A 23433-nucleotide genomic window follows, 5' to 3' on the forward strand; every position below is an offset into this window, starting at 1 on the left:
TTCTATATTTCTGAAATGAACAACGAGGTTAACCCATCGGCTATAAACAACTCTTTAAACTGTTCGGGCTGTGGGGCGTTATTGCACTTTAATCCCGGCACCCATAATTTGCTGTGTGATTACTGTGGCGTGAGCAACGCCATTGAAAGTGCCCCCGACAGCCGCGATATTCTACCTTATGATTATGACAGAATTTGTCGCCGGTATTGACAACAATAAACAAAGTGCCGATCTTAAGGTAGTGAATTGTAAAAGCTGCGGCTCTCAAACCATCCTCGATCAGTTTGTAACCTCGGATAAATGCCCGTTTTGTACAGCTCCCCTGGTTTTGGACCTTGAAAGCGGACAGCAATATGTGCCGCCTCATTATATTTTGCCATTTGCCGTTACCCAACAACAGGGTGTTGATTTTTTCAAAAAATGGCTTAAAAGCTTGTGGTGGGCGCCAAACGATCTGGCAAAAAAGTTAGTGATGCGTCATCGGCGCTAAAAGGTGTTTACCTCCCTCACTGGACTTATGATACCTACACCATCACCGATTATAGCGGTGAGCGCGGCGATTACTACTACACCACCGAAACGTATACTGAAACCGTAGACGGGAAATCGCAGACCAGAACCAGGCAGGTACGCCATACTGATTGGTCATATGCATCAGGAAGGGTGGAATGTGATTTTCGCGATTTGATGGTCCCCGCCAGCAACTCATTGCCCGAAAAAACGCTTACCAAACTCGGCCCATGGAACTTTAATATGCTGGTTAAGTTTGATGAACGTTATATGAGCGGTTTCCGTTCCGAAACTTACCAGTTAGGCCCGGAACAAGGTTTTACTAAAGCGGCCGAACAAACTGTTGGAGCGATAAATTCGGCAATACGGGACGACATAGGCGGAGACGAGCAAAGAATCGACAGCACCGACACCCAATATTTTGATAAAGCTATAAAATACCTGATGTTACCGGTTTGGGTAAGTGCCTATAACTACAATAACAAGATTTATCAATTTACAGTTAATGCCAGCACCGGTGAAGTTATCGGCCAGCGCCCGGTAAGCGTCATTAAGATTATCCTGGCCGTGCTACTTGTAATAACCTTGATAATAATTGGGGTGATCCTATATCAAAACGCTCATCCCGCGTAGAAAAGCTACCCTAAAACACAAAGTCCCCAATCATTTTACGTAGAGATGCATAATTGCGTCTCCCATAGGGCAAGCTTCCTTTACACAGCGCTTGCCTATCGTAATCTGCATGTGGGAGACGCATGCGATGCGTCTCTACATTTTTAACAAGCTTTTTCGAACATCCCAAATAAAAATAAAAATAAATTTGCGTAACTCACAAGTTACATATACATTTGAGTAACTTAAAGGTTACCTATCATGGCAAAAATTATTCAGCACCAATTATTTTATCCGCACCCACCCGCAGTGGTTTGGGAATTTTTAACCGATCAGGAACTGATATCGCAATGGCTCATGCCCGGCGATCTGAAACCTGTACTGGGCCACGAATTTCAGCTCAGGGCCAAACCTATGCCCGAAATGGATTTCGACGGGATTTTTTATTGCAAGATCCTGGAGGTTATCCCCTTCAAAAAACTTTCTTATTCATGGAAATTCGGCCCGGGCAATGGTGAACTAAGCAACTCGACAGTAAACTGGATGTTAACCGAAAAAGATAATGGCACCGAACTTTTGCTGGTACACCGTGATTTTGCAGACTCTGTAAACCCGTTGATGTTTAGCTCGATGGAAAAAGGCTGGTTGGTGCTTATCAATAAAATGCTGCAGATCATAAACGCGGAAAAAGATGGAACAGCACAGGCTTGATGTATTCCAGGTAATTGCTGACCCAAGCAGGAGGCAGATCCTGCACCTGCTTTCAAAAGACAGCCGTACAATCAACTCACTGGCTGAGAACTTTGATATGAGCAGGCCGGCCGTTTCAAAGCATATCAAAGTGCTTTACAATGCCGGTTTTATCTCTATACAAGACATCGGCAGAGAAAGGCATTGTGTGTTGAAGCAAGACGGCTTTAAAGAGCTACAGGCCTGGTTAGCCTACTATGATAAATTCTGGGGCGATAAACTGGACAAACTGGGAGTTTTAATGAACGATAAAATGAACAAAAAATGAAAGATCAGGATTTAACTATAACCATTTCAGTAGATAAAACCCCTAAAGAGGCTTATGATGCCATCAATAATGTTCGCGGATGGTGGTCGGAAGAAGTTAAAGGCGGCACAGAAAAACTCAATGACGAGTTTACCTACAAAGCCAGGGACCTTCACCGCTGTACCTTGAAATTAACAGAAGTTGTTCCCAACCAAAAAGTGGTTTGGCTTGTACTGGACAACTATTTTAGTTTCACCAAAGATCAAACCGAATGGAAAGGCACCAAAGTGATCTTTGAAATTTCCGAACAGGACGACAAAACACAAGTCCGCTTCACCCACCAGGGCCTGGTTCCACCTCATGAATGTTATGAGGTTTGCTCAAACGCCTGGACCGGTTATATTACGGGAAGTTTGCACAATCTTATTACTACAGGTAAAGGGGAACCTAACCCTAAAGAAAGTTAGTTAATGAAACGAAAGCTAACTAAGTAAAAACTAACATTCTATTAATCAATATATTGAAATTAAAATCTGAAAGTATCGAACAACTTTCAGTTAAAAAAAGCGCCTTTCATGAAAAATGAAAGGCGCTTTAGGATTTAACAATTATCAATTAAGGGTTTTATCCCCAAACCTTATATCACTATAAATTAGGGTTACTTAACCAATTTGTTTAATTAAATATTAACCTGTTACATTTTTAAACCAGGACATTATTTAAGGAAATCTGATCTGCAAAAAACAGTATTATTGTTACATTAACATTTAAAAACGCTATTGCTTTTCAATTCTATTCTTCGATATTTGATTTAGTCGCGCATAAGCACCGGCTTTAACCAGTTTACCTTTTAATCAGCAAAAAATACAGGTACCTGCCCCCTGACGTACCCGTATTTTGAAGAAAAACAACCTGCAACTAAAACTATTTATTACATGGAAAAATCACGCCGTACCTTTATCAGGCAGGTCTCGTTAGCCGGGGCCGGAATTATGCTTGCCCCCAAAAGTTGGAGCGCACAAAGTTATAAACGTATCATTGGCGCCAATGACCGGGTCAGGGTTGGGGTGGTAGGCTTTTCAGACAGGCACAAAAGTTCGCACGTGCCCAGTTTCATGAACCATTATAAAGAACTCAACTTTGATGTAGTAGCCGTATCTGATATCTGGAACAAGCGACGTGAGGAAGGCTCTGCCCTCTGGAAAGAAAAAATGCAGCACGATGTAAAAGCTTACCGCAATAATGAAGAATTATATGATAGTAAAAGTGTGGACGCTGTATTCATCAGCACTGCTGATTTCCAGCATGCACGCCATGCTATTGAAGCTGTGAAGGCCGGCTGCGATGCTTATGTAGAAAAACCATTTGCCGAAACCATGGAAGATAACCGGGCTGCCTTAAAAGCAGTAAAGGAATCGGGCAAAATTGTGCAAATTGGATCGCAGCGCAGAAGCGGCGCTAATTATCATGCAGCCAATGAATTTATCAGTTCGGGCAAGTTTGGCCCTATCACCATGGTTGAGCTCACCTGGAATGTGAACCAACCAGGCCGCTGGCGCCGGCCGGAGTTATTAGGACAGCTGAAGGAACAGGATACCGACTGGAAACGTTTTATAATGAACCGGCCTTATGAAGATTTCGACCCGCGTAAATACCTGGAATACCGCCTGTTCTGGCCGTATTCATCAGGACTGCCCGGGCAGTGGATGAGCCATCAGATTGATACGGTACACTGGTTTACCGGCTTAAAACACCCGCGTAGTGTAGTTGCCAACGGCGGTATCTATATGTGGAAAGATGGGCGCCGCAACTGGGATACCATACTGGCCGCTTTTGATTACGGTCCGCTTAATGATCCTTCAACCGGCTTCCAGGTTACTTTTGGCTCACGCATGCACAATGGCGATGAGCACCCGGCCGAAATTTACTATTCAAACGGCGGTGAGCTTAACCTCATCACCAATACAGTATCGCCAAAAGGAGGTCTTACTCAAAAAATGGCCGATGCCATGCATATGAAGGCAAACCTGCTGCCTGAGATTAGTCTGGCTAATACCGAAAAGGTGGTAGCATCAGCCAATACCGGAGGTGATATACTTACTTCAAACCACGTACGCAACTGGATGGAATGCGTGCGCAGTCGTAAGCAGCCAAACGCCCCGGTTGAAGCCGGTTACAGCCATTCGATAGCCAATATCATGACCAATGCAGCTGTTCATACCGGCTATAAGGCCACTTTTGATGAAGCTACCCAGGAAGTAATGGCTAATGGAAAAGTTTTTAAATATTAATAGCCGGATAGGTCACAAACATTATTGACATTGGCTGTGCCTTGCCATTAGCGCACAACCTTTTTTAACCTTACATCAATCAATGAAGATCATAAAAAAACTGGGGCTTGCCGTTGCCGCAAATATGCTATTGTTTCCTGTAGTACAAGCTCAAAAAGCCGAACCGGTAAGGCTGGTAAAAACAACAAATAATAAAATAGATATCCTGATAGGTGGAAAACCCTTTACCAGTTTCCTTTATCCGGATAGTTTAGAAAAACCCGTTCTTTACCCTTTGCGGTCGGCAAACGGCACATTGGTGACCCGCGGCTTTCCGCTGGCCCCTCGGCCTGGCGATCCTACAGATCATCCGCATCACATAGGGTTATGGTTTAACTTTGAAAACCTGAACGGTCTTGATTTCTGGAATAACTCTTATGCCATACCGGCCGCTAAAAAGAGTGGTTATGGTTGGATTCGAACCGACAAAATTTTGGAAACAAAAGATGGCACAAAAGGCATACTGGCCTATCATGCAAACTGGACAGATCAGCAAAAACAAGTAATACTGGAAGAGCAAACCCGCTTTGAATTTAGCGGAAATGCCCGGGAACGGATCATTGACCGTGTAACTACGCTTACTGCGGATAAGGACGCTCTTTTTAAAGATGCCAAAGATGGCATGCTTGGCCTGCGTCTGGCCCATGAGCTGCAAATCCCTGACCCTGCCGACCAGAAATTTACTGACGATAAGGGTAATGTTACCATAGTAAAAGGTGGCACTGATAAAGTTGCCAACGGTACTTACCTCACCAGCGAGGGCAAAACAGGCAATGATGCATGGAGCACCCGCGGCGTATGGTGCAAGGTATATGGTAAAATTGGAACCGATTCGGTAAGCGTTACCATTATCGATCATCCTCAAAACCCTAATTATCCTACTTTTTGGCATGCCCGTGGCTACGGCCTGTTTGCAGCCAATCCGCTGGGCGAAAAGGTGTTTACCAATGGCAAATCTGAAAAGAACCTGACTTTAAAGAAAGGCGAATCGGTAACATTCAGGTATCGGATCATCATACACAATGGCCCGCAAACTAACAGCGCTGCGCAATTAAACCAGGCTGCGGAGGCTTTTAAGTCATTTAAATAGCATCACCATATCAAACAAACCAGTCCGGGATATTTATCAGGATTACATTTTATCATTTTTAAATATCCCGGCAGGTATGTCATTTCCCGCCGAGCCCGGCGTAAGGTTCAGGTACTTATGGGGTTGTTGCTTTTCCATTTTAATCTCTACCAGTAGTACCTTTCCTGTTTTTTGAATATTTTTTCAGTCAGATTGTTTGTTATTGCCGGGATCAGTTCGTTAGAAATATAGCCCATATAGCCCTCATTTTCCTTGATAAGGGAATTACTCAAAAATTTGCCCTCAATATTTTCTATCAATTTTGCGCCCCTTGCCCATTACTGTCGCCCTGTTTTAAATCATCATTGTTAACGCCGCGTTTCTTCTTAGGCATCTGCGGACCAAAATTCATTTTACCGAAATTGTAGGCAAAGCTAACGCCAAAAGATCTGAACGGCACTGAGAACCTGCTGCTTTGACTAAGCGGGCCGCTATTAATATTGGAGGTAAAGTCTTTATAATCCTTAAATGGCTGCGTAATGTTCAAACCAATCGTTCCGCGTTTTTTCCAAACATCATGCTTCAAACCTATCACCCATAAATTGAAAGATGGGTTTGTTCCCTGAAAAGTTCTCCTTGCCGAGTTCTGGATCAAAAAAGTTTCGGCAGACAAAGCCTTGTTTATTTTTACTGTTCCGCTAATGAAGGCATTGTACTGAACATAGGTAGATTGGCTTGCTTGCTGAAGGCTGCTGATCACCTGCGGTTTATAGGTAAACGCATTAACGTTGCCCCGTATGGTGAGGACCTTGAACAGTTCTGTTGAGCCAAAGAAGGTTACACCAACGGAATTATTGTTACCCACGTTAAGGTAATTGGTGAGGGAAACATCCCTGGTAACCGGGTTCCCGTTATTATCCACCGTGGTGTAAGGCACTGTACGTACATAGCTTTCAATAATATCATCGGTCTTCCTATAATAAACGGAGGCATTGATAACACTGCTTTTGATGAAGGTAGAATAAGTCATTTCCACGGTCTGCGTAATTTCGGGCGACAATTCCGGGTTGCCCTGCGTTTGGTTGAGAGGGTTGCTGGTATTCAGAAACGGGTTTAAATATTGCAGGCTCGGCCGCTGGATACGCTTACTATAGCTTAGTTTCAGCGTTTGGGTAGGCGTTAAAGCCTTTGAAATCACAAAGCTTGGAATAAAATTGGTATAGGTATTATCAAAAGGTGCCAGGCCGGCCCTTACATTGCCCGAATTTCCATTAATTTTTGTATGCTCTAACCGGGCACCTGCCTGTACAGTAAAACCATCTTTCAAATTTGCAGTAAGCAAGCCGTAGCCCGAGTACACGTCCTGGTCGTAACTATAGGTGTTGGATGTGGCCGTATTAAATACGTACGCGCCTGAAGCATCCGGATTGAAAAAATCGTATTCGCTGGAGATCCTCCTTAAAATACTTTTCGCACCTGTTTCCAGCTTAAATACCTTGCTGACCGGTAGTACGTAATCCAACTGGTAAGTATACTCGTTATTGGTACCGTTATTAACCGCACGCTGGTTTTGGGTAAAAGCAGAATATTCTGACAGATAGTTTACATCTGATGTACCATGTGTCCATTGAAAAGCAAAGCTTAATTCTTCACCTTCCTTTTTAAACTTATGAGTAAAATCGTTATTCCAGTCAAAGTTGGAGACTTTGAATTCGTTGCTTGTTAAGGCTGTATAATCGATATTTCCCTCTGATGCAGAATTATTGCTATTTACCGAGTTACCTTTATTTTTAAATGCCCCTCCCCTTAGGCTAAAAGTAGAGTTAAACGTGTTTTGATCATTAAAATCATATCCCAAAGATGCCGAGCCATTAGTAAAATGACGATTTGATGTACTTTGCCCGTTTGACGAGGATGATGTACCCAGCTCGGTATTTCGACTGCTGAAGGATTGATAGGTGGTTTGCGGCCATCCAACGTTATAACCCAGGTTAGCTGTAATGCTTAGTTTATTTTTGTTGAAATTGATATTCCCGCTCTCATTGTTTTGACGGGTGCCTATACCCATATTGATGGAGCCGCTTACACCGGCAACCTCCTTCTTCTTGGTAATAATATTGATGATGCCGGCCGAACCTTCCGCATCGTATTTAGCCGAGGGCGCCGTTATCACTTCAATATTCTTGATCTGATCGGAAGGCATGGATTTCAAAACGTCGCCCGCGTTGGTTACCAACGCTCCTGAAGGCTTGCCATTGATCAGTATCCGTACGTTCTGATTTCCGCGGAGGGAAACATTGCCGTCCATGTCAACCGAAACCATGGGCACTTTGCGCAAGATATCAGAAGCATTGCCGCCGGCACTGGTCACATCTTTTTCTGCATTAAAAACTAATTTATCAATGTGGTTCTCCACCAGGGCTCTTTGCCCGGTAACCTGAACATCAGCCAGCATCTTAGCGCTTGGCGAAACGATAATCTGCCCAAGGTTTCTGTCGGTTTTGGCTCCCGTTAAAACAACCCCGTCAATTGTTTTGGTGGAGTAACCTATAAAAGCGATTTGGACGCGATAAGTTCCCGGCGCCACACCAGTGATTTTGAAACTCCCTTTCTGATCTGCCAGGCTACCGTTCACTGGAGCAGTTGTACCAGCTTTAAATAAGCTTACTGTCGAATAGTCCAGTGGCTTTTTAGTCAGGGAGTCTATTACGGTTCCGAAGATAGTTCCATTACCCATAGGGGCACCTGATGGCGGGCCTGCGGGCTGTTGGGCTTGCACAGTCCCTGCTGCCAATAAAAACCAGGTTATCAGTTTCAATGCCCGCAGGCTCGTTGTATTTTTTAAGTTGAACTTGTAATTTTCAGTTCCCATATTCGAGATTTTGAAACAAAACAAAGTAAATACATTGATCAAAATCTGCAGAATAGACGGATCGGCCTTAATAATAGACCAAATGAACGTTAGAGTCTATGCCCTTGTGATTGGAGGAATTTTCAATAAAAGCTATAGATCAAAGTTGCCATTCTGTCTATTAATTCCTGTAAACCATCTATTCCTAAAAAAAATAAAAAAACATTTTGTCATTTGCAGCATCCCGGTGAGATGGGATTTAGTTGATTACTGTATTTGATACAGTATGGTGCGTTTTGCCTGAGAAACAAAACGCACTTTTTTTCCGCTATTTTTATGGTAAAATTCGCGATATGGCTTTTTCAGGCTTAAAGAAGATCTTTTTCTCAGTTCACTTTTATATAGTGGCCTGTTTATTAGCGTTAATGTTATTCCCATTATCCTGGCCCTTGAAACTCCCCGGTGAATTTTGGATCAAACAGGTATTGATACATTTGGTATGGGCAACATTATTCTATGCCAATCTGTTTTATTTTACGCCCCAATTGATTTACAAAAACAAGGCTGTATTATTTGTTCTTTTGATGATAGCTATTCTCGTCTCCGTTGTGTACTTAAACAATTGGTTAGATGAAGTAACCGGCTGGAAAGCTGTATTTACCAAAGTTTACAAAAACCCGGCTAAAAAATCATCTGACGATAATCATGTTTATAATTACTGGACTATCATAACTGCACTTGTTTTACTCGGAGTGAGCACAATCATCGCGGTCTCCAGGAAGATCAAGGCCGATCAGGAAGCCTTCCGTGCCACTGAACAGGAAAAAATCAGCTCAGAGCTTTCTTTTTAAAAGCGCAGATCAATCCGCACTTCTTTTTTAATATCCTGCATACCATTTATGCACTCGCCGATAGCAACCCCGTGGCGTCTAAAGATGCGGTTTACACGCTTTCGCATATGATGCGTTATGTTATTTATGAAACCAAGAACGATCTGACCGACCTGGAAAAGGAGATCAAATTTATTGAGGACTATATCAAACTGATGAAGCTGAGACTGAGCGATGATGTACAGATCATTTTTGAAAAACAAGTCAACCTAAAAAATCATGAAATAGCCCCCATGCTTTTCCTGCCATTTGTTGAAAATGCCTTTAAGCATGGCATCAGCGGTGTACACCCAAGTTACATTTATATAGAGGTCAGCCAATCTGCCGAAGAGTTGAAGCTGGAGATCAGGAATTCACTTTTTGAAGAACAAACAGCTCAGTTGGAAGATAGTAATGGCATCGGTATTGTAAATACGAAAAGAAGGCTCGACCTGCTATATCCCGGGCGCTACACATTATCGGTTGACCGCGACTCCAATATCAGGGAATTCATTGTAAATTTAACTTTCCGATTCAAATGAAAATTGACTGCATAGCTGTAGACGACGAACCGATAGCTTTAAAGCTAATTACTTCGTACATTGAACAAACCCCGTTTTTAAATTTACAGGGTACGTTCGGCAACGCTATCGAAGCGCTGAAAGCTATTCATCAACAACCCGGCCTTCAATTGATATTTTTAGACATCAGGATGGCCGACCTAAGCGGTGTTGAACTGGCAAGGATCATTGAGCAAACCGGAAAGAAAAAAGGTCCGCGCGTTATATTTACAACGGCTTATGATCAATATGCTTTAGAGGGCTTTAAGGTGAACGCGTTAGATTACTTATTGAAACCGTTTAGTTTTGTTGATTTTTCAAAGGCGGCTGCCAAAGCATATGATTATTTTGAGATTTTGGAAAGCGCTCAAAATAATATAACTCCCGGAACGCCTGTTGAAAAGAACTATATTTATCTTAAGGTTGATTATCAGCTGGTAAAGGTTAATATAGCAGACATCCTTTATATTGAAGGACTTAAAGATTATGTAAAGATTTTCCTGGCGAACCAGGATAAACCGTTATTAACCCTCACAAGCCTGAAAAACCTTGAAGAGAAACTCCCGGCCAGTATTTTCCTGCGAATTCACCGCTCATTTATCGTATCCAAAGAAGCAGTCAAATCCGTTACCAAAAATTCTGTCCAGATTACAAATACTACGATACCTGTAACAGAACAATATAAAGAAGTTTTTGCCTCATTCCTGAAAGATTGGTCTTGATCATCATTTGTTGTTCATCAGGAGTTTAATATTCATGAGCCGACATAACCCTCGTTTCTCCAAAACGGCGCTGCATGTCCAATACAAATTTTACAGATCCTGCCATAAAGGAATGGAGCTTTGCATGGGTCGTAGGCGCCCATCGTACTTTTTGAAATACTTTAAGAAGCACACGCAGCAATCACCTACTGATTTCCACAGGACGGTTTCCTGAATATATCGTTTTCTTTTGGCCCCGTCGGCTTTGGGAGTAAATAAAAAAGTTAAGGACGCTAATTTTTATAAAATGAAATTTTATCAATTACTACGCCAGGGTCAATAGCCCTGATAGATAATTTGTGTGTACCGGTGGTTAATGATGGTAAATCTATTAATGCACTAACGTAATTATTTCTAATACCCTGGTTACGGTTAGGTCCATTCTCATCTTCCTTGCCATTTGACCCCGGCACTTCTGTTGTTGAAATAAATTTATTATCAACTAAAATGGCTACCCTTAATTGCATACCAGGATAAATTCTGAAAGTTGGCATAAAATCAATCCTCACCTTTGCTGAATTACCATCAGTTTTAAAATTGTAATTCAATGTTGGAGCTTTTGCATCGCCAGGTTTCCATGATAAATTAAGATTAACCGGTGTCAATGCCATAGCCCGGCCGCTATTGCCCAATCCTGGTATAACCGACCATTTTGCGGTTCCGGCTGGGGTTTGTTCATCGGCAGATGAAGCGTTTCTTGTTATATCCGCCTGAATTGCTTTTTTGGTGGTATCCGGTTTCCTGGTTTCAGCCCATGGCCATGCTACCTGGCTATTCCATGATAGAAGATTTTGACCGGTTATTGTTCCCGGCATCATATATTGCCATTTCCCCCTGCTATTTTATTATTGTAATTATTAACTTCGGATTCCAAAGCCGCTTTAAGGCGATCTATCTCGACATGATGGGTAGCTTGATTTGCGCCATAAACAATTGCCCTGTCATGCATAAATATAAGTCCGGTTTCTGCCATGATACGGGCCGGAAAACCAATCATTTCTGTATAAGGATCCTGCTTATTTAAGGGTACAGACTTTGCTACAGAAGTTTCAAGATTTAATAATCTCTGATAATCAGCTTGTAATTGCACAGCTTCGTTATCCGACAAAGAAATAGCCCAATCACGATTCATTAATTCAGGTTTTCGTACTGTGCCTAAACGATAAAATTCTGTAAGCAAGTCGTTAAGCTTAGCTACATTTTCATTAAAATGTTCTGTAAGAAATGCTTTTAAAAATTGGGGTTGTGCATCCGTCTTTTGACTTTCCGGGTTCCATGATAAGCGTGAAAAATAGTCGATCCCCAATTCCATCGGTTTAACATCACCTACGTTGATCACCCACATCGTCCGGGCCTGATTTTCCCAGGCCTTATGAAACTCTTCCCACATCAATGCCGGGGCGGTAGAATTAATCCATGTATACGAATGAGGACCACCGTAGTAAGATAAGTGCCAGTATAATCCGCTACCGCCAGACCGCTTCCTTTCGGTTGGATTCGATAAGCGGCGAATGTATCCAAAATTGTCATCTACCCAAATCAGAGTTACATCATCAGGTACTTTTAAGCCGGCATCATACACAGGCAATACTTCTTTATAAGGAACAAAACATTGAGCAACAGCCCCCCATTGTTTATTGACGTATTGATTAATAAGATCTCGCTGGTCTTTAAATACCTTTTCTAAAAGGGTTATCCTTTCAGGTATACCTGATGGTGGCGATTCCATACCACGATCATGTATACCGCGTATACCCATTGTCCAAACTGCTTCTTTGTCTTTTCTGTCCTTAGCAGTTTCTTTCCAATATTTATAAATACTATCAGGATTAGTGCTATAATTCCAGGCACCTTTAAGTTTCTCGTTCCAATGCACGTTATTATACAGCATCGGTTCGCAATGTGATGAACCTGCAACAATACCATAATGATCGGCCAAAGCTACATTCTCGGGAGTATCGCCAAATTCTTTAGACACCTCATGCATAGCAGGCCAAATATAGTTGAGCCGCAAACGCAACATCAATTCAAATAATTTTTCATATGTTTTGGGGCCAATGCCGTGTGCAAAATCCTTTTCAAAGTTTTTCCTCGCCCATTGATTTATTCCCCAGTCTTCATCATTAATAAAGATACCGCGATATTTAACTGCCGGTTCATCCCAAGTTGGTTTAGGTACGGAGATCGTAACTGTTTTTCTTTTAGCAGTAGGAACATCTGCCCACCAATGCCATGGCATACACCTATTTTCCTTGAAATTTGTAAGAGTCCATAAACTGTCCCTCGTCTATCGCTTCCAACTATAATGAGCGCTTTTTTTACACCAGGTGCGGGGTTGTTAACTATTTGCCATAATGAAGCCTCCCAACGGCCTTTAATTTTAATAATATCTTTGATCTTGTGTGCAGCTATCAACCTATCAATAGCTGGGCTTTTACCAATAGTGCCGGCAATAATCATTTCAGCGGAGGGGCGTTGCAAAGTAGTAATAGCCGGCGAAGTTCCGGCAACCTGTTTTATATCGTCAGCAAAAAAGCAAGCCGCAAGTTTCACCGCCTGGTAATCAGAATTATCAATAGCTAAACTTATACTTTTTTGAGCAGTGGCCACTGTAATATCTGTTGATTTTGAGGCTAAAGCAGTTTTTACACTCAAATTTTGAGCACTAACGCTTATTGTTGTTAAGGTTACCAGTAAATGCAGTAGCGGTGTTGCTTTTAATATACTGCGGTTATAATATTTATAATAACTTATGCGGGTATTCAAGAGTGATTTTAACATTTATAATATTGTATCATGTGACCATATTAAAAATCAACCGAACTCGTGAGTTAAACCACCAGTTTGGTTAGGTTATTAATATCCGTAATTCTGCTCTAATTTAGCGCCTTTATTCCATTTTTCAGCGGCCGTTATAGGCCGTAGTTATCGGCAGTCCTTAGGTAACTGTAATATCGGCTACATTTTTTCGCCCTATCATAAAATAACCCAGGCTGTTAATGTCAATCGGGGTTATCCAGGCAGGATTAGCATATCGCCCGCTCTATATTTGATAAAAAACAGTGAAAACTTACGCAAACGTTTGTCTTTACAGTAACAAACGTTTGCGTAGGTTTCAAGGCTCCAGGGCATAGAATTATGCATAATCTTTCCATTAAATTTTAGTTAGTTTCGGACATATTAACAGAAAAAACCAACAAATTTTTATGCGAAAACTAACCTGTCTGCTACTTTTATTATTGCCTATACAGCTTTTAGCGCAACAATTTGATGCTGTAAAAGCACTGGTTAAAAGGCGCGCTCCGTGGTTAAGCAACCATATCGTTTTTGAACCCTTAAAAAACACCAGTTCAGAAATAGTTGAACTGCAAACCATCAAGAATAAACTGGTTATCCATGCTTCAGGAGCCAATGCGGCAGCTGTTGGTATAAACTGGTATTTAAAATATTACTGCCATCGCTCTATTTCTCACATGGGTGATAACATGTCGCCCGTGTTTCCTATTCCTAATGTTAACAAAAAAGTAACCGTACAAGCTGCGGCCAAGTATCGTTATGCGTTAAATTACTGCACCTATAATTACACAATGAGCTTTTATAGCTGGCCCGACTGGGAACGGGAGCTTGACTGGATGGCGTTAAATGGTGTTAATACAATGCTTACTGTTGAAGGGATGGAAGCGGTATGGCAAAACACGCTGAGGAAAATAGGATACACTGAAAATGAAATTAACAGTTTCATTGTTGGGCCTGCTTATACCGCATGGTGGCTGATGGGAAATATTGAAGGCTGGGGAGGTCCCATGCCTCAAAGCCAGATAGACAACAGGAAGCTGATTCAACAGAAAATGATGAAGCGGATGCAGGAGTTGGGTATACAACCTGTGTTGCAAGGTTTTTACGGCATGGTGCCAAGCTCATTAAAAAACAAAAGTAAAGCACATATCATTGATCAGGGTACCTGGGGTGCTTTTAAAAGACCTGATATACTTGACCCCACTGATCCTGAGTTTAGCCGCATTGCCGGCATCTACTATAGCGAAATTCAAAAATTATACGGTAAGAACATCCATTTTTTTGCCGGCGACCCTTTTCATGAAGGTGGTAAAACGGAAGGAGTGGATTTGAAAAAAGCAGGTACCGCCATACAGGCTTCTATGCAAAATTACTATCCAGCTTCAACATGGGTATTGCAGGGCTGGCAGGATAATCCCAAACAGGCCATGCTTGATGGTCTCGATAAATCAAAAGTATTGGTACAGGAACTTTTTGGTGAGTTTACCAATAACTGGGAAAAGCGTAAGGCTTATGATAATACACCATTTATATGGTGCAGCGTTAACAATTTTGGCGAACGGCCTGGCGTATATGGAAAACTGCAGCGCTTTGCCGATGAGGTATACCGTGCCCGTAAAAGCACTTACAGCAATTATCTTAAAGGTGTGGGGATTATGCCTGAAGGCATCAATAACAACCCTCCTGATTATGACCTGATGCTTGAACTGGGCTGGCGCCAGGAACATGTAGACACCCGCAGTTGGATCGATAAATACGCTCTATATCGTTATGGTAAAAGCAATGGGCATGCAAGTAATGCCTGGCAGGGATTTTTACAAACCATTTATCAAAGCCTTCCCGGTTATCAGGAAGGGGCTGGCGAATCCATTTTTTGCGCAAGGCCCGCACTTAAAGTTAAATCAATTTCCAGTTGGGGTACGCTCACCCGGAATTATGACACAGTTGCTTTTGCAAATGCGGTAAAAGAATTTGCAAAAGCGGCGCCTGCTCTTAAAAATTCGGCTACTTATAAAATAGACCTCATCAATATGGTGCGGCAACTGCTGGCTAATAAAGGCACGCTCACATTTAATGAAATGGTAACCGCTTATAACAGCAAGAATCTGCAAACATTTAACGCAGCCAGCGCAAAATTCCTGCATATGATAAGGCTGACAGATGATCTCTTAAATACCGATCAGTATTTCAGGCTCAACACCTATCTCAAACAAGCTATAGATAACGGCAATACCGCAGAAGAAAAAGCAAACAATTTAAAAAACGAATTAATGCAAATTACCTATTGGGGTGAAAATGTGCGTACCGAAGACAATCTGCATGAGTATGCTTATAAAGAGTGGGCCGGTCTGATGGATAGCTATTACTTGCCTCGCTGGGAGAGTTATTTTGATTATCTGCGCAGCAATCTGCAAGGTAAAAACGTTCAGGAACCTGATTACTTTTCCTGGGAACGAAAATGGGTGGACGACAACCAAAAGCTAAATCCCGAAAAGCCTCAAAGGCCTTTACTGGAAGTGGTTGATGAAATTTTATCGATGTAAAACATCTCCTTTTTTAAACACGCTTTTTAAAACTAACGTCAGCTATCCGCCAAATGAAAAAAACGTTAACAGGTATTTTATTGTTTTTTATTGCATTTTCCCCTTTATATGCCCAAAAGAAAATAGGAACGGAAACACCCGAACAAAAAGCCAAACGTATGTCCTGGTGGACTAATGATCGCTTTGGTATGTTTATTCATTGGGGACTTTATTCGCAGGCGGCAAGGCATGAATGGGTAAAAAGATGGGAGCGCATGACGGATGCGCAATACCAGCGTTATTTTGATGAGTTTAATCCAGATTTGTTTAATCCCAAAGAGTGGGCAAAGAAAGCTAAGGCGGCCGGGATGAAATATGCTGTGCTTACCACTAAACATCATGAAGGGTTTTGCCTGTTTGATTCAAAATATACTGACTACAAGGCTACTAAAACCGCTGCTAAAAGAGACCTTGTAAAGGACTTTGTTGATGCATTTAGAGCCGAGGGTATAAAAATAGGTTTTTATTACTCACTGTTGGATTGGCATCACCCCGACTTTACCGTTGATGTTTTACACCCATTGCAACCGGCAAGCGAAAAGGACGAGGATTATGATAAGCTGAACAAAGGGCGTGATATGGCCAGGTACCGTACCTATATGCACAACCAGATTAAAGAACTGCTTACCAATTACGGCAAAATTGATATGCTATGGCTCGATTTTTCGTACCCTGATAATGGCAAACATGGAAAAGGGGCCAAAGACTGGGGATCTGTTGAACTCGTTAAAGAAATAAGAAAACTACAGCCCAATATTATAATTGATAACCGCCTCGATTTAAATGAATACCAGGACGGTTGGGATTACCTGACACCCGAACAGGTAAATTTATCGGAATGGGTCAAAAAAACGATTACAAAACTTATTGGGAAACCTGCCAAACATTTTCTGGTTCCTGGGGATATTTTCGGGATGAAAACAGCTGGAAAAGCACCACGCAATTAATTACGATGTTGATAGAGGCCGTAAGTAAAAGAGGCAACCTGTTGCTTAACGTGGGCCCTACTGCACGCGGTTTATTTGATAAACGTGCTAACGAAAGGCTGGATGGAATAGCTGCCTGGATGAAATATAACAGCCGCTCCATTTACGGATGTACCGAAGCTCCGGAAACCTTTGTAGCCCCGGAGCACACCCTGCTTACCTATAATGCAAATACCCGGCGCTTATATGTGCATTTGTTAGCATATCCCGGCAAAACACTTACTTTACCAGGCTACAAGGATAAAGTAAAATACGTTCAGTTTTTACATGACGCGTCGGAGATACAACAGGATAGCAAATCAAAAGACACAGGTAACGACCTGATATTAAACCTACCAGAAACCAAGCCCGATAGTGAGATACCGGTAATTGAATTGGTTTTAAATTAATGTTTGCTCATCTACTATGAAAGCAAAACTATCAATGTATTATACCATCATGATCCGAAAACTTTTACCTTGCCTGTTTATTTTAGGATGCAGCCAGGCCGCATTGGCACAAAACGAGCATAAAATGTCAGATACGTACCAGCTTCCTAAAGATTCCCTGGTACGGCAAAAACTTGCCCGCTGGCAAGACCAAAAGTTTGGTTTATTTATGCACTGGGGGACATACAGCCAATGGGGTGTGGCCGAAAGCTGGACTATTTGCCCTGATGACTGGGTTACGCGTACCGGCCCCTATAGCGATGATTATTTCACTTATAAAAAAGCATACGAAAACCTCCAAACCACTTTCAACCCCGTCAATTTCAACCCCGAAAAATGGGTTAAAGCGGCCAAGGCTGCGGGGATGAATTATGTGGTATTTACTACTAAACATCACGATGGCTTTAGCATGTTTGATACTAAACAAACAGATTATAAAATTACCGACCCTAAAACTCCGTTTTCGAAAAATCCGCGAAGCAACGTAACCAAAGAAATATTCAATGCCTTCCGTAAAGACAATTTTATGATAGGGGCATATTTTTCCAAACCCGACTGGCATAATGAAAATTATTGGTGGCCTTACTTTCCTCCTAAAGATCATAATGTTAACTACGATCCGCAACGATATCCTGAGCGCTGGCAAAAATTTAAAGATTTTACCTACAACCAAATTGAAGAATTAATGACCGGTTATGGTAAAATAGATATTTTATGGCTCGATGGCGGCTGGGTAAGGCCATCTGTTACAAAGGACAACGACCCGCAACACTATAACCAGGATATTGACATGGCCCGGATAGCAAAAATGAGCCGCAGCTATCAGCCGGGTTTGATTATGGTAGACAGGACAGTGACCGGCGAATTTGAAAACTATACCACGCCCGAACAGGAAGTACCGGACAAGCCCTTATCCTACCCATGGGAAACCTGTATGACTATTGGCAAATACTGGAGTTATGTTCCTGATGACGAGATTTAAGCCCAGCCGTCAATTGGTACAAACGCTGATAAAAATAGTTTCAAGGGGAGGTAACCTCTTGCTTAATATAGCCCCCCGACCGGATGGCGACTGGAATCTGATTACCTATCAAAGGTTACAGGACATTGCGAATTGGATGAAGATTAACGGAAAAGGAATTTACGCTTCCGAACCTGTTATACCTTATTCTGTTGGGAACATATATTTTACAAGGTCAAAAACAAAAAACACATTATATGCCTTCTGGCTATCAGAAAAAGATAATGTAACCCTTCCGGCCGAGGTAAGTTTCCCTGTAAACAATATTAAACGGATTAAAAAAGTAAGCCTGTTGGGCAACTCTGAAAAGTTAAAATGGGCCTATCAAAATGGGCAGTTAAGTATTCAAATTCCCAAATCTTTACAAAAGAGCAGCAAATTAAAGTATAGTGACACTTTTGAATTGGAATATTAAAGAGTATACAAACAACAAGCCTATCAACCTCTGCCTTATAAATTCAAAAAAACGAGGCGGTATGATGAGCCCCGCTTTTTTTGAATTTTTCAGATACTAAGCGATATATAGTGTTGGGTTGGATTTACTCTATTAACAAAGAGGGGTTAACAGGGTTAACACAATTCCGGGCCAACATTCACATATGTAGTTAACAATCAAATTATTGCGTGTAATTTCTAAAAAATATATAAACCCCTTTTTGTATAAATATTACCCGCTAATGCTTTATGCAAATCGAGATTGGGACTTTTATAACCTTATCCTATACATTGGTACGCCCTCTATGAGACACCATACTGGAATCAAATACCGCATGATAGAAAACCGGTGTTAACGACGCTTCACTGATGCGATCATCAATTATTTTAAAAAGTATTTCGGCCGCTTTTATGCCCTGCTTTTGGGGGAATTGTTCAATGGATGCCATTGGGGCACTATCCATAAAACTCCAAATAGGAGAATTTGCAAAACTGACAAAGCTAATATCGTGATTGGGAGCCAAATTATAGTTCTTCAACAACTTAATTGCATCGCGTGCCACGTAATCGTTAAAAGTGATAATAGCTGTAGGTTTATCAGCTAAAGATAATAGCCGCCGCATAGCATAAGTATTTTGCGCCGACGACAGATCCGAAGAGACTATCAGGTCAGTATTTACTGCTATCTGATATTTATCAAGCCCCTGCTTATAAGCATCCAGGCGCTCTTTACTTGCGGCCAGTTGCGATGGACCATTAATTAACCCAATACTACGATGCCCTTTTTCTATTAAACAATCAATGGCTTGTAACATTCCCGATTGGAGATTACAAGCCGAGTAATGAATATCTTCCATGCCGGGAATACGGTCAAAAAACACAACAGGAATGTTATATTTTTTCAATTGCTCAAACACTTCATAATTCGTGGTATTTTTGCTTATCGAAATGATAATGCCGTCTAACCGATGGGTTTTCATTGTTTCCAGGATACGTTTTTCCTTATCGGGGTTTTCTAACGATTGCCCAATAAAAACGTTATAATTTCTTTTGCTGGCGTAATCTTCTATCCCACTAAGGGCCGAAGAAAAAACGCGTCAGAAAAATCCGGAACAATTACACCAATAGTTAATGTTTTTCGTTGTTTAAAAAATACAGCTGTTTGATTTCGCTCATAATTTAGTTCGCTTGCTACCTTATTAACCCGCATGGTAGTTACAAGGCCAATGCTGGGATGACCATGAAGAGCACGCGACACTGTTGAAGGGCTTACTTTTAAGCGTTTAGCTATCTCTTTAATTGTGGGAATCTTTTCCATTTTGTAATCAAGATTAAAAACAATGGGTATTGATTATTGATATGCCCCTTTACTTATCTGCTTATTTACGATACGCGTATTACCATCAAAATCAACCGTACCGTTAACGCCATCAGATATCACCTGCCCGCTATTTTTTGCTACTGACGATGATTGCAGGTGAAAATCAAGGCCGGATGTATTGACAAATAAAGGATCGGTGCCATATGTTGAACTGGCGTCTCCACCGCAGGCTGCCTTCCATAAGTTATAGTCGGTATAGGCCACGCCGTTCCAGGTCCACTGCGCGGGGCCTGTGGTGTAATACAGGTTATAATCTATGATATTACCCGATCCCCGGTTGGTATATTTATGAATAAACATATCTGATGCCCCGCCATAAATGATGTTATTTTTTATTACGTTATTGGTGCAATCTTCCCTGATACTTATCTCCCCTTCTATTTCGCCAAAGGCACCTAATGCCTGGTTGTTATTATACAAGGTATTGTTTACTATAGCCGAGTTGCTTGTACCACCGCCTGTGTAATTTAAATACCCACCCATATAGATCCCGGAGCACCAACAGTTAAATACCAGGTTATTCCTTATGGTAACATGATCGGTGGGGAAGCCATTGGTTTCGCTCACAACACCAATCCCCCTGTCTGTAACGGACACTTTGTTTTTTTCCACTACCACATTCCTGCCGCCGTCTACATAAATACCTATGGCGCCATGTCCACCAAGCGGTCCTCTTTTGCTTTCAATGTTATAGAGGGTGTTGCCGCTGATAACACCATTACGGGCATAGTTAAGCGTTGGATCGCTATTTGCGGCATAGCCTCCTGCTGCATCTATCCCAATATTTTGAGCATTATAAATGGTATTATTGGTGATGGTAAAACCGTCAACATAGCCATTGATGGTTAAATTTTCGCCGTACCCGGTTTTACAATCATGGATTGTGTTCCCGGTAACGGTAATATTAGTTACGGGATCGGTAGTATTCCCGATGATCAGTATAGCATTTCCACCTCCATTGAGCGGTAGCTGAGTATAATCAATACCGTATACCGTATTGTTTTTTATAATAATGTAGTCGGATCCACCTTCAACCATAATGGCTTTGGGATCGCCGGTTGCGGTTTTAAGATTGCGTATTTCAAAGCCATCTACAACTATATACTTTGCCTTATCAATGGTTACCAGGGCTTCCCTCCCATTAACACTAAAAGCACTACCGTCAATTATAGGTGTTTCCCCACGGTAAGCTTTCAACGTGATATACTTATCCATTACGCCAGATTTGGGAAATACAACCTTTTCGCTATATACTCCACCCCTTACCATTACGGTATCGCCGGGAATGGTATGGGAAAGCGCGTTATTGATAGTTTGAAAAGGCGCGTCAATTGTTCCTTTATTTGACTCTAACCCGTTGGCAGCTACATAATAAACATGAGTGCTCCCGGTAATTGTGACATTACCGCCGGGATCGTTCTTTTTACTGCAACCAAATGCCTGTATAGCAAAACCAAGCATTAAAAAAACATAGACATTACATTTCATAAGCATACTTTTTTAATTAAACATGTTACTGCTGTGCGCCTTTACTTATCTTATTATTTACAATGCGTGTATTTCCGTCAATATCTGTAGTGCCATTTATATCGGCAGAAATTACATTTCCGGTATTTTTTGCAGGAGAGGCCGATTGTATATGGAGATCAGGCGATGATGTACTCAACAAAAGAGGGTCCTGCCCGTTTGTTGAACCGGCATCATTGCCACTGAATGCTTTCCAGGCGCTAAAATCGGTATATGGAGCACCGTTAGTACTGTTCCAAATCCATTGCGGAGTGCCAGTAGTATAGTATAAATTATTGTCGATAATGTTATTGCTGCCTGTTGTGGTATACTTATGAATAAATACATCAACGGGCCTTGCATAAACTATGTTATTTTTGATCACGTTATCGTCGCAGTGCTCCGTAAGCCTGATCTCCCCTTCAATTTCGCCAAAAGCGCCCAGTACACGGTTATTCTGATATAAGGTATTGTTTACTATGTAACAGTTTTTAGTTCCGCCGGATGTGTAGTTCAGATAGTCGCCCATGTATATACCTGTGCGATAGCAGTTATATACAAAATTATTTCGCACGATGGTGGTTTTGGTTGCATACACGTTGCTTTCACTTACCAGTCCTATCCCCCGGTCGCTGTTGTATACTGTGTTTCTTTCGATAATGGTATTAGCACCGCCGCAAACATAAATGGAGATAGCACCGTACCTGTCGGGGCCCCAGGTTTCCGGCGTCCTGGTCATGGTATTATCGTGAAAAATGTTATCACCTATCACGCCATTGCGGGCATAGTTGGTTGCTACGTCCCCTTTGGGGTTTAAACCATCACCACCGGCAACAATTATCCCGATGTTTTCTGTATCATATACTTTATTATGGCTAAAAACAAAGCCGTCAATATTACCGGCCAGCGTTACATTTTCACTTGTACCGGTCTGCGTATCATGTACAGTACAATGCGTAATAACCAGGTTAGTAATGGCAGTAGTTCCGTTACCAATTGCCAGTATAGCGTGTCCGCTTCGCCAGTCGTTCAGGGATGCGTTGTTCTTTATGTTATAAATGTTGCAGTTTTTGATAGTGATATCGTGCGAATTGCCATTGATGGCGATCCCTTCAGGATCGGTATTAAAAGTTGAGCTCGTGAAATTACAGATATCAAAGCCATCCAATGTTATATATCTTACATTGCTCAGTGTAACCAGCGGCACCCAGCCCGAAACTATTATTTTACTTCCGTCTATCACCGGCTTTTCGCCGGGGTAAGCCTTCAATGTGATCAACTTATCCATTGCCCCCGATTTAGGAAACACAACCTTATCATAATAGCTTCCACCTCTGACCATAACGGTATCACCGGGCAAGGCATGATCTAAGGCGGCATTGATGGACTGGAAAGGGGCATTGATTTTGCCCGAATTAGCATCAGAGCCGTTAACTGATACATAGTAGATATGTGTATTACCGGTTGAGACTATTACGTCATTACCTACCGTTTTTTTGCTGCAAGCCATTGCCTGAATGGCAAAAACATGTATTAAAAAGATATTTATATAATGTTTCATTAAATTTATTCTAAGAAAAATTGGCGTAGCCATTGTTTGACATGCATTAAGTTTATTCGCACTTAAAACCGCGCAGTACCTGCCCGTAGCAGAAACGTGTTTCTGCTACGGAGTACCCCTTAAATAAACCCAAACAATTATTAACTACTACTCATATTTATCCCGGACAACAAGGATA

The 23433-nt window shown here is 41.7% G+C and carries 23 protein-coding genes and 1 pseudogene; 16 read left to right on the forward strand and 8 right to left on the reverse strand.

Translation table 11 applies throughout. The features are described from left to right. The first annotated feature begins 15 nt into the window (after positions 1-15). The 8 genes from ACQ86K_RS21210 (at position 16) to ACQ86K_RS21245 (ending at position 5539) form a co-directional block, all read left to right on the forward strand. On the forward strand, positions 16-210 hold the full coding sequence (locus ACQ86K_RS21210) for a zinc finger domain-containing protein (protein ID WP_431198712.1): 195 nt from the start codon (positions 16-18) through the stop codon (positions 208-210). After that, positions 185-490 (forward strand): hypothetical protein, encoded by a 306-nt coding sequence (locus ACQ86K_RS21215; RefSeq protein WP_431198713.1) that lies wholly within the window; start codon positions 185-187, stop codon positions 488-490. The genes ACQ86K_RS21210 and ACQ86K_RS21215 overlap by 26 nt, the downstream gene beginning before the upstream one ends. Continuing rightward, positions 439-1143, forward strand: coding sequence for a hypothetical protein (locus ACQ86K_RS21220; protein ID WP_431198714.1), 705 nt, complete (start codon positions 439-441; stop codon positions 1141-1143). Before ACQ86K_RS21215 ends, ACQ86K_RS21220 begins: the two co-directional genes overlap by 52 nt. Before the next feature lie 240 nt (positions 1144-1383). Then, on the forward strand, positions 1384-1833 hold the full coding sequence (locus tag ACQ86K_RS21225) for an SRPBCC family protein (RefSeq protein ID WP_091163362.1): 450 nt from the start codon (positions 1384-1386) through the stop codon (positions 1831-1833). Next, positions 1814-2140, forward strand: a complete 327-nt coding sequence (locus ACQ86K_RS21230; RefSeq protein ID WP_091163361.1) for an ArsR/SmtB family transcription factor — start codon at positions 1814-1816, stop codon at positions 2138-2140. The genes ACQ86K_RS21225 and ACQ86K_RS21230 overlap by 20 nt, the downstream gene beginning before the upstream one ends. Then, positions 2137-2586, forward strand: coding sequence for an SRPBCC family protein (locus tag ACQ86K_RS21235; protein ID WP_091163360.1), 450 nt, complete (start codon positions 2137-2139; stop codon positions 2584-2586). Before ACQ86K_RS21230 ends, ACQ86K_RS21235 begins: the two co-directional genes overlap by 4 nt. 468 nt (positions 2587-3054) lie before the next feature. Next, complete coding sequence (locus tag ACQ86K_RS21240) at positions 3055-4410, forward strand: Gfo/Idh/MocA family protein (RefSeq protein ID WP_091163359.1); 1356 nt, start codon at positions 3055-3057, stop codon at positions 4408-4410. Positions 4411-4492: 82 nt separating this feature from the next. Next, positions 4493-5539, forward strand: coding sequence for a PmoA family protein (locus ACQ86K_RS21245; protein ID WP_091163358.1), 1047 nt, complete (start codon positions 4493-4495; stop codon positions 5537-5539). Between the two features lie 295 nt (positions 5540-5834). Here the strand turns inward: ACQ86K_RS21245 and ACQ86K_RS21250 are convergent, their stop codons facing one another. Continuing rightward, positions 5835-8390: an outer membrane beta-barrel family protein gene (locus tag ACQ86K_RS21250; protein ID WP_091163357.1), complete on the reverse strand. Its 2556-nt coding sequence runs from the start codon at positions 8388-8390 to the stop codon at positions 5835-5837. A gap of 428 nt (positions 8391-8818) precedes the next feature. On the opposite strand from ACQ86K_RS21250, the gene ACQ86K_RS21255 reads away from it, so the two are divergent. Genes ACQ86K_RS21255 through ACQ86K_RS21265 form a run of 3 tightly spaced genes read left to right on the forward strand, consistent with a single transcriptional unit; the run spans position 8819 to position 10520 of the window. After that, positions 8819-9220: a hypothetical protein gene (locus ACQ86K_RS21255; RefSeq protein ID WP_431198715.1), complete on the forward strand. Its 402-nt coding sequence runs from the start codon at positions 8819-8821 to the stop codon at positions 9218-9220. 44 nt (positions 9221-9264) lie between these two features. Further along, complete coding sequence (locus ACQ86K_RS21260; RefSeq protein ID WP_431200905.1) at positions 9265-9780, forward strand: sensor histidine kinase; 516 nt, start codon at positions 9265-9267, stop codon at positions 9778-9780. Beyond that, positions 9777-10520: a LytR/AlgR family response regulator transcription factor gene (locus ACQ86K_RS21265; protein WP_091163355.1), complete on the forward strand. Its 744-nt coding sequence runs from the start codon at positions 9777-9779 to the stop codon at positions 10518-10520. The genes ACQ86K_RS21260 and ACQ86K_RS21265 overlap by 4 nt, the downstream gene beginning before the upstream one ends. Positions 10521-10792: 272 nt before the next feature. On the opposite strand, the gene ACQ86K_RS21270 is transcribed toward ACQ86K_RS21265, so the two are convergent. The 3 genes from ACQ86K_RS21270 to ACQ86K_RS21280 are packed head-to-tail and all read right to left on the reverse strand — an operon-like array spanning position 10793 to position 13340. Beyond that, entirely contained in the window at positions 10793-11377 is a 585-nt protein-coding gene (locus tag ACQ86K_RS21270; protein WP_431198716.1) for a hypothetical protein, read from the reverse strand. Then, positions 11374-12744, reverse strand: a complete 1371-nt coding sequence (locus tag ACQ86K_RS21275) for a glycosyl hydrolase 115 family protein (protein ID WP_431200906.1) — start codon at positions 12742-12744, stop codon at positions 11374-11376. Before ACQ86K_RS21275 ends, ACQ86K_RS21270 begins: the two co-directional genes overlap by 4 nt. Continuing rightward, on the reverse strand, positions 12663-13340 hold the full coding sequence (locus tag ACQ86K_RS21280; protein WP_256337353.1) for a hypothetical protein: 678 nt from the start codon (positions 13338-13340) through the stop codon (positions 12663-12665). The genes ACQ86K_RS21275 and ACQ86K_RS21280 overlap by 82 nt, the downstream gene beginning before the upstream one ends. Positions 13341-13765: 425 nt before the next feature. Between ACQ86K_RS21280 and ACQ86K_RS21285 the strand changes: the two genes are divergently transcribed. From ACQ86K_RS21285 to ACQ86K_RS21305, 5 genes and pseudogenes are all read left to right on the forward strand, one after another. Further along, the gene (locus ACQ86K_RS21285) at positions 13766-15898 is read left to right on the forward strand and encodes an alpha-N-acetylglucosaminidase (RefSeq protein ID WP_091163353.1); all 2133 of its coding nucleotides are present in this window, start codon (positions 13766-13768) and stop codon (positions 15896-15898) included. A gap of 53 nt (positions 15899-15951) precedes the next feature. Next, positions 15952-16884, forward strand: coding sequence for an alpha-L-fucosidase (locus tag ACQ86K_RS21290; RefSeq protein WP_431198717.1), 933 nt, complete (start codon positions 15952-15954; stop codon positions 16882-16884). Then, the gene (locus ACQ86K_RS21295; protein ID WP_431198718.1) at positions 16776-17312 is read left to right on the forward strand and encodes an alpha-L-fucosidase; all 537 of its coding nucleotides are present in this window, start codon (positions 16776-16778) and stop codon (positions 17310-17312) included. The genes ACQ86K_RS21290 and ACQ86K_RS21295 overlap by 109 nt, the downstream gene beginning before the upstream one ends. Positions 17313-17436: 124 nt before the next feature. Continuing rightward, positions 17437-18427: pseudogene (locus ACQ86K_RS21300) on the forward strand (alpha-L-fucosidase); the annotation flags it as partial. 42 nt (positions 18428-18469) lie between these two features. Beyond that, positions 18470-18787, forward strand: coding sequence for an alpha-L-fucosidase C-terminal domain-containing protein (locus ACQ86K_RS21305; RefSeq protein WP_431200907.1), 318 nt, complete (start codon positions 18470-18472; stop codon positions 18785-18787). Positions 18788-19091: 304 nt separating this feature from the next. Here the strand turns inward: ACQ86K_RS21305 and ACQ86K_RS21310 are convergent, their stop codons facing one another. The 4 genes from ACQ86K_RS21310 to ACQ86K_RS21325 are packed head-to-tail and all read right to left on the reverse strand — an operon-like array spanning position 19092 to position 23255. Then, positions 19092-19877, reverse strand: a complete 786-nt coding sequence (locus ACQ86K_RS21310) for a substrate-binding domain-containing protein (protein ID WP_431200908.1) — start codon at positions 19875-19877, stop codon at positions 19092-19094. Next, entirely contained in the window at positions 19874-20125 is a 252-nt protein-coding gene (locus tag ACQ86K_RS21315; protein ID WP_431198719.1) for a LacI family DNA-binding transcriptional regulator, read from the reverse strand. The genes ACQ86K_RS21310 and ACQ86K_RS21315 overlap by 4 nt, the downstream gene beginning before the upstream one ends. 33 nt (positions 20126-20158) lie before the next feature. Then, positions 20159-21676, reverse strand: a complete 1518-nt coding sequence (locus tag ACQ86K_RS21320; protein ID WP_176844380.1) for a right-handed parallel beta-helix repeat-containing protein — start codon at positions 21674-21676, stop codon at positions 20159-20161. 25 nt (positions 21677-21701) lie between these two features. Then, positions 21702-23255 (reverse strand): right-handed parallel beta-helix repeat-containing protein, encoded by a 1554-nt coding sequence (locus ACQ86K_RS21325; protein WP_176844379.1) that lies wholly within the window; start codon positions 23253-23255, stop codon positions 21702-21704. Between the last annotated feature and the right edge of the window lie 178 nt (positions 23256-23433).

The sequence above is a fragment of the Mucilaginibacter sp. P19 genome (assembly GCF_050632265.1).
Taxonomy (GTDB): domain Bacteria; phylum Bacteroidota; class Bacteroidia; order Sphingobacteriales; family Sphingobacteriaceae; genus Mucilaginibacter; species Mucilaginibacter gossypii.

Coding starts and splice junctions, on each gene's coding strand:
- ACQ86K_RS21210 (WP_431198712.1), top strand. CDS start 16: ATGAACAACGAGGTTAACCCATCGGCTATAAACAACTCTTTAAACTGT.
- ACQ86K_RS21215 (WP_431198713.1), top strand. CDS start 185: ATGACAGAATTTGTCGCCGGTATTGACAACAATAAACAAAGTGCCGAT.
- ACQ86K_RS21225 (WP_091163362.1), top strand. CDS start 1,384: ATGGCAAAAATTATTCAGCACCAATTATTTTATCCGCACCCACCCGCA.
- ACQ86K_RS21230 (WP_091163361.1), top strand. CDS start 1,814: ATGGAACAGCACAGGCTTGATGTATTCCAGGTAATTGCTGACCCAAGC.
- ACQ86K_RS21235 (WP_091163360.1), top strand. CDS start 2,137: ATGAAAGATCAGGATTTAACTATAACCATTTCAGTAGATAAAACCCCT.
- ACQ86K_RS21240 (WP_091163359.1), top strand. CDS start 3,055: ATGGAAAAATCACGCCGTACCTTTATCAGGCAGGTCTCGTTAGCCGGG.
- ACQ86K_RS21245 (WP_091163358.1), top strand. CDS start 4,493: ATGAAGATCATAAAAAAACTGGGGCTTGCCGTTGCCGCAAATATGCTA.
- ACQ86K_RS21250 (WP_091163357.1), bottom strand. CDS start 8,390: ATGGGAACTGAAAATTACAAGTTCAACTTAAAAAATACAACGAGCCTG.
- ACQ86K_RS21265 (WP_091163355.1), top strand. CDS start 9,777: ATGAAAATTGACTGCATAGCTGTAGACGACGAACCGATAGCTTTAAAG.
- ACQ86K_RS21270 (WP_431198716.1), bottom strand. CDS start 11,377: ATGATGCCGGGAACAATAACCGGTCAAAATCTTCTATCATGGAATAGC.
- ACQ86K_RS21280 (WP_256337353.1), bottom strand. CDS start 13,340: ATGTTAAAATCACTCTTGAATACCCGCATAAGTTATTATAAATATTAT.
- ACQ86K_RS21285 (WP_091163353.1), top strand. CDS start 13,766: ATGCGAAAACTAACCTGTCTGCTACTTTTATTATTGCCTATACAGCTT.
- ACQ86K_RS21290 (WP_431198717.1), top strand. CDS start 15,952: ATGAAAAAAACGTTAACAGGTATTTTATTGTTTTTTATTGCATTTTCC.
- ACQ86K_RS21295 (WP_431198718.1), top strand. CDS start 16,776: ATGGGTCAAAAAAACGATTACAAAACTTATTGGGAAACCTGCCAAACA.
- ACQ86K_RS21305 (WP_431200907.1), top strand. CDS start 18,470: ATGAAGATTAACGGAAAAGGAATTTACGCTTCCGAACCTGTTATACCT.
- ACQ86K_RS21315 (WP_431198719.1), bottom strand. CDS start 20,125: ATGGAAAAGATTCCCACAATTAAAGAGATAGCTAAACGCTTAAAAGTA.
- ACQ86K_RS21320 (WP_176844380.1), bottom strand. CDS start 21,676: ATGAAATGTAATGTCTATGTTTTTTTAATGCTTGGTTTTGCTATACAG.
- ACQ86K_RS21325 (WP_176844379.1), bottom strand. CDS start 23,255: ATGAAACATTATATAAATATCTTTTTAATACATGTTTTTGCCATTCAG.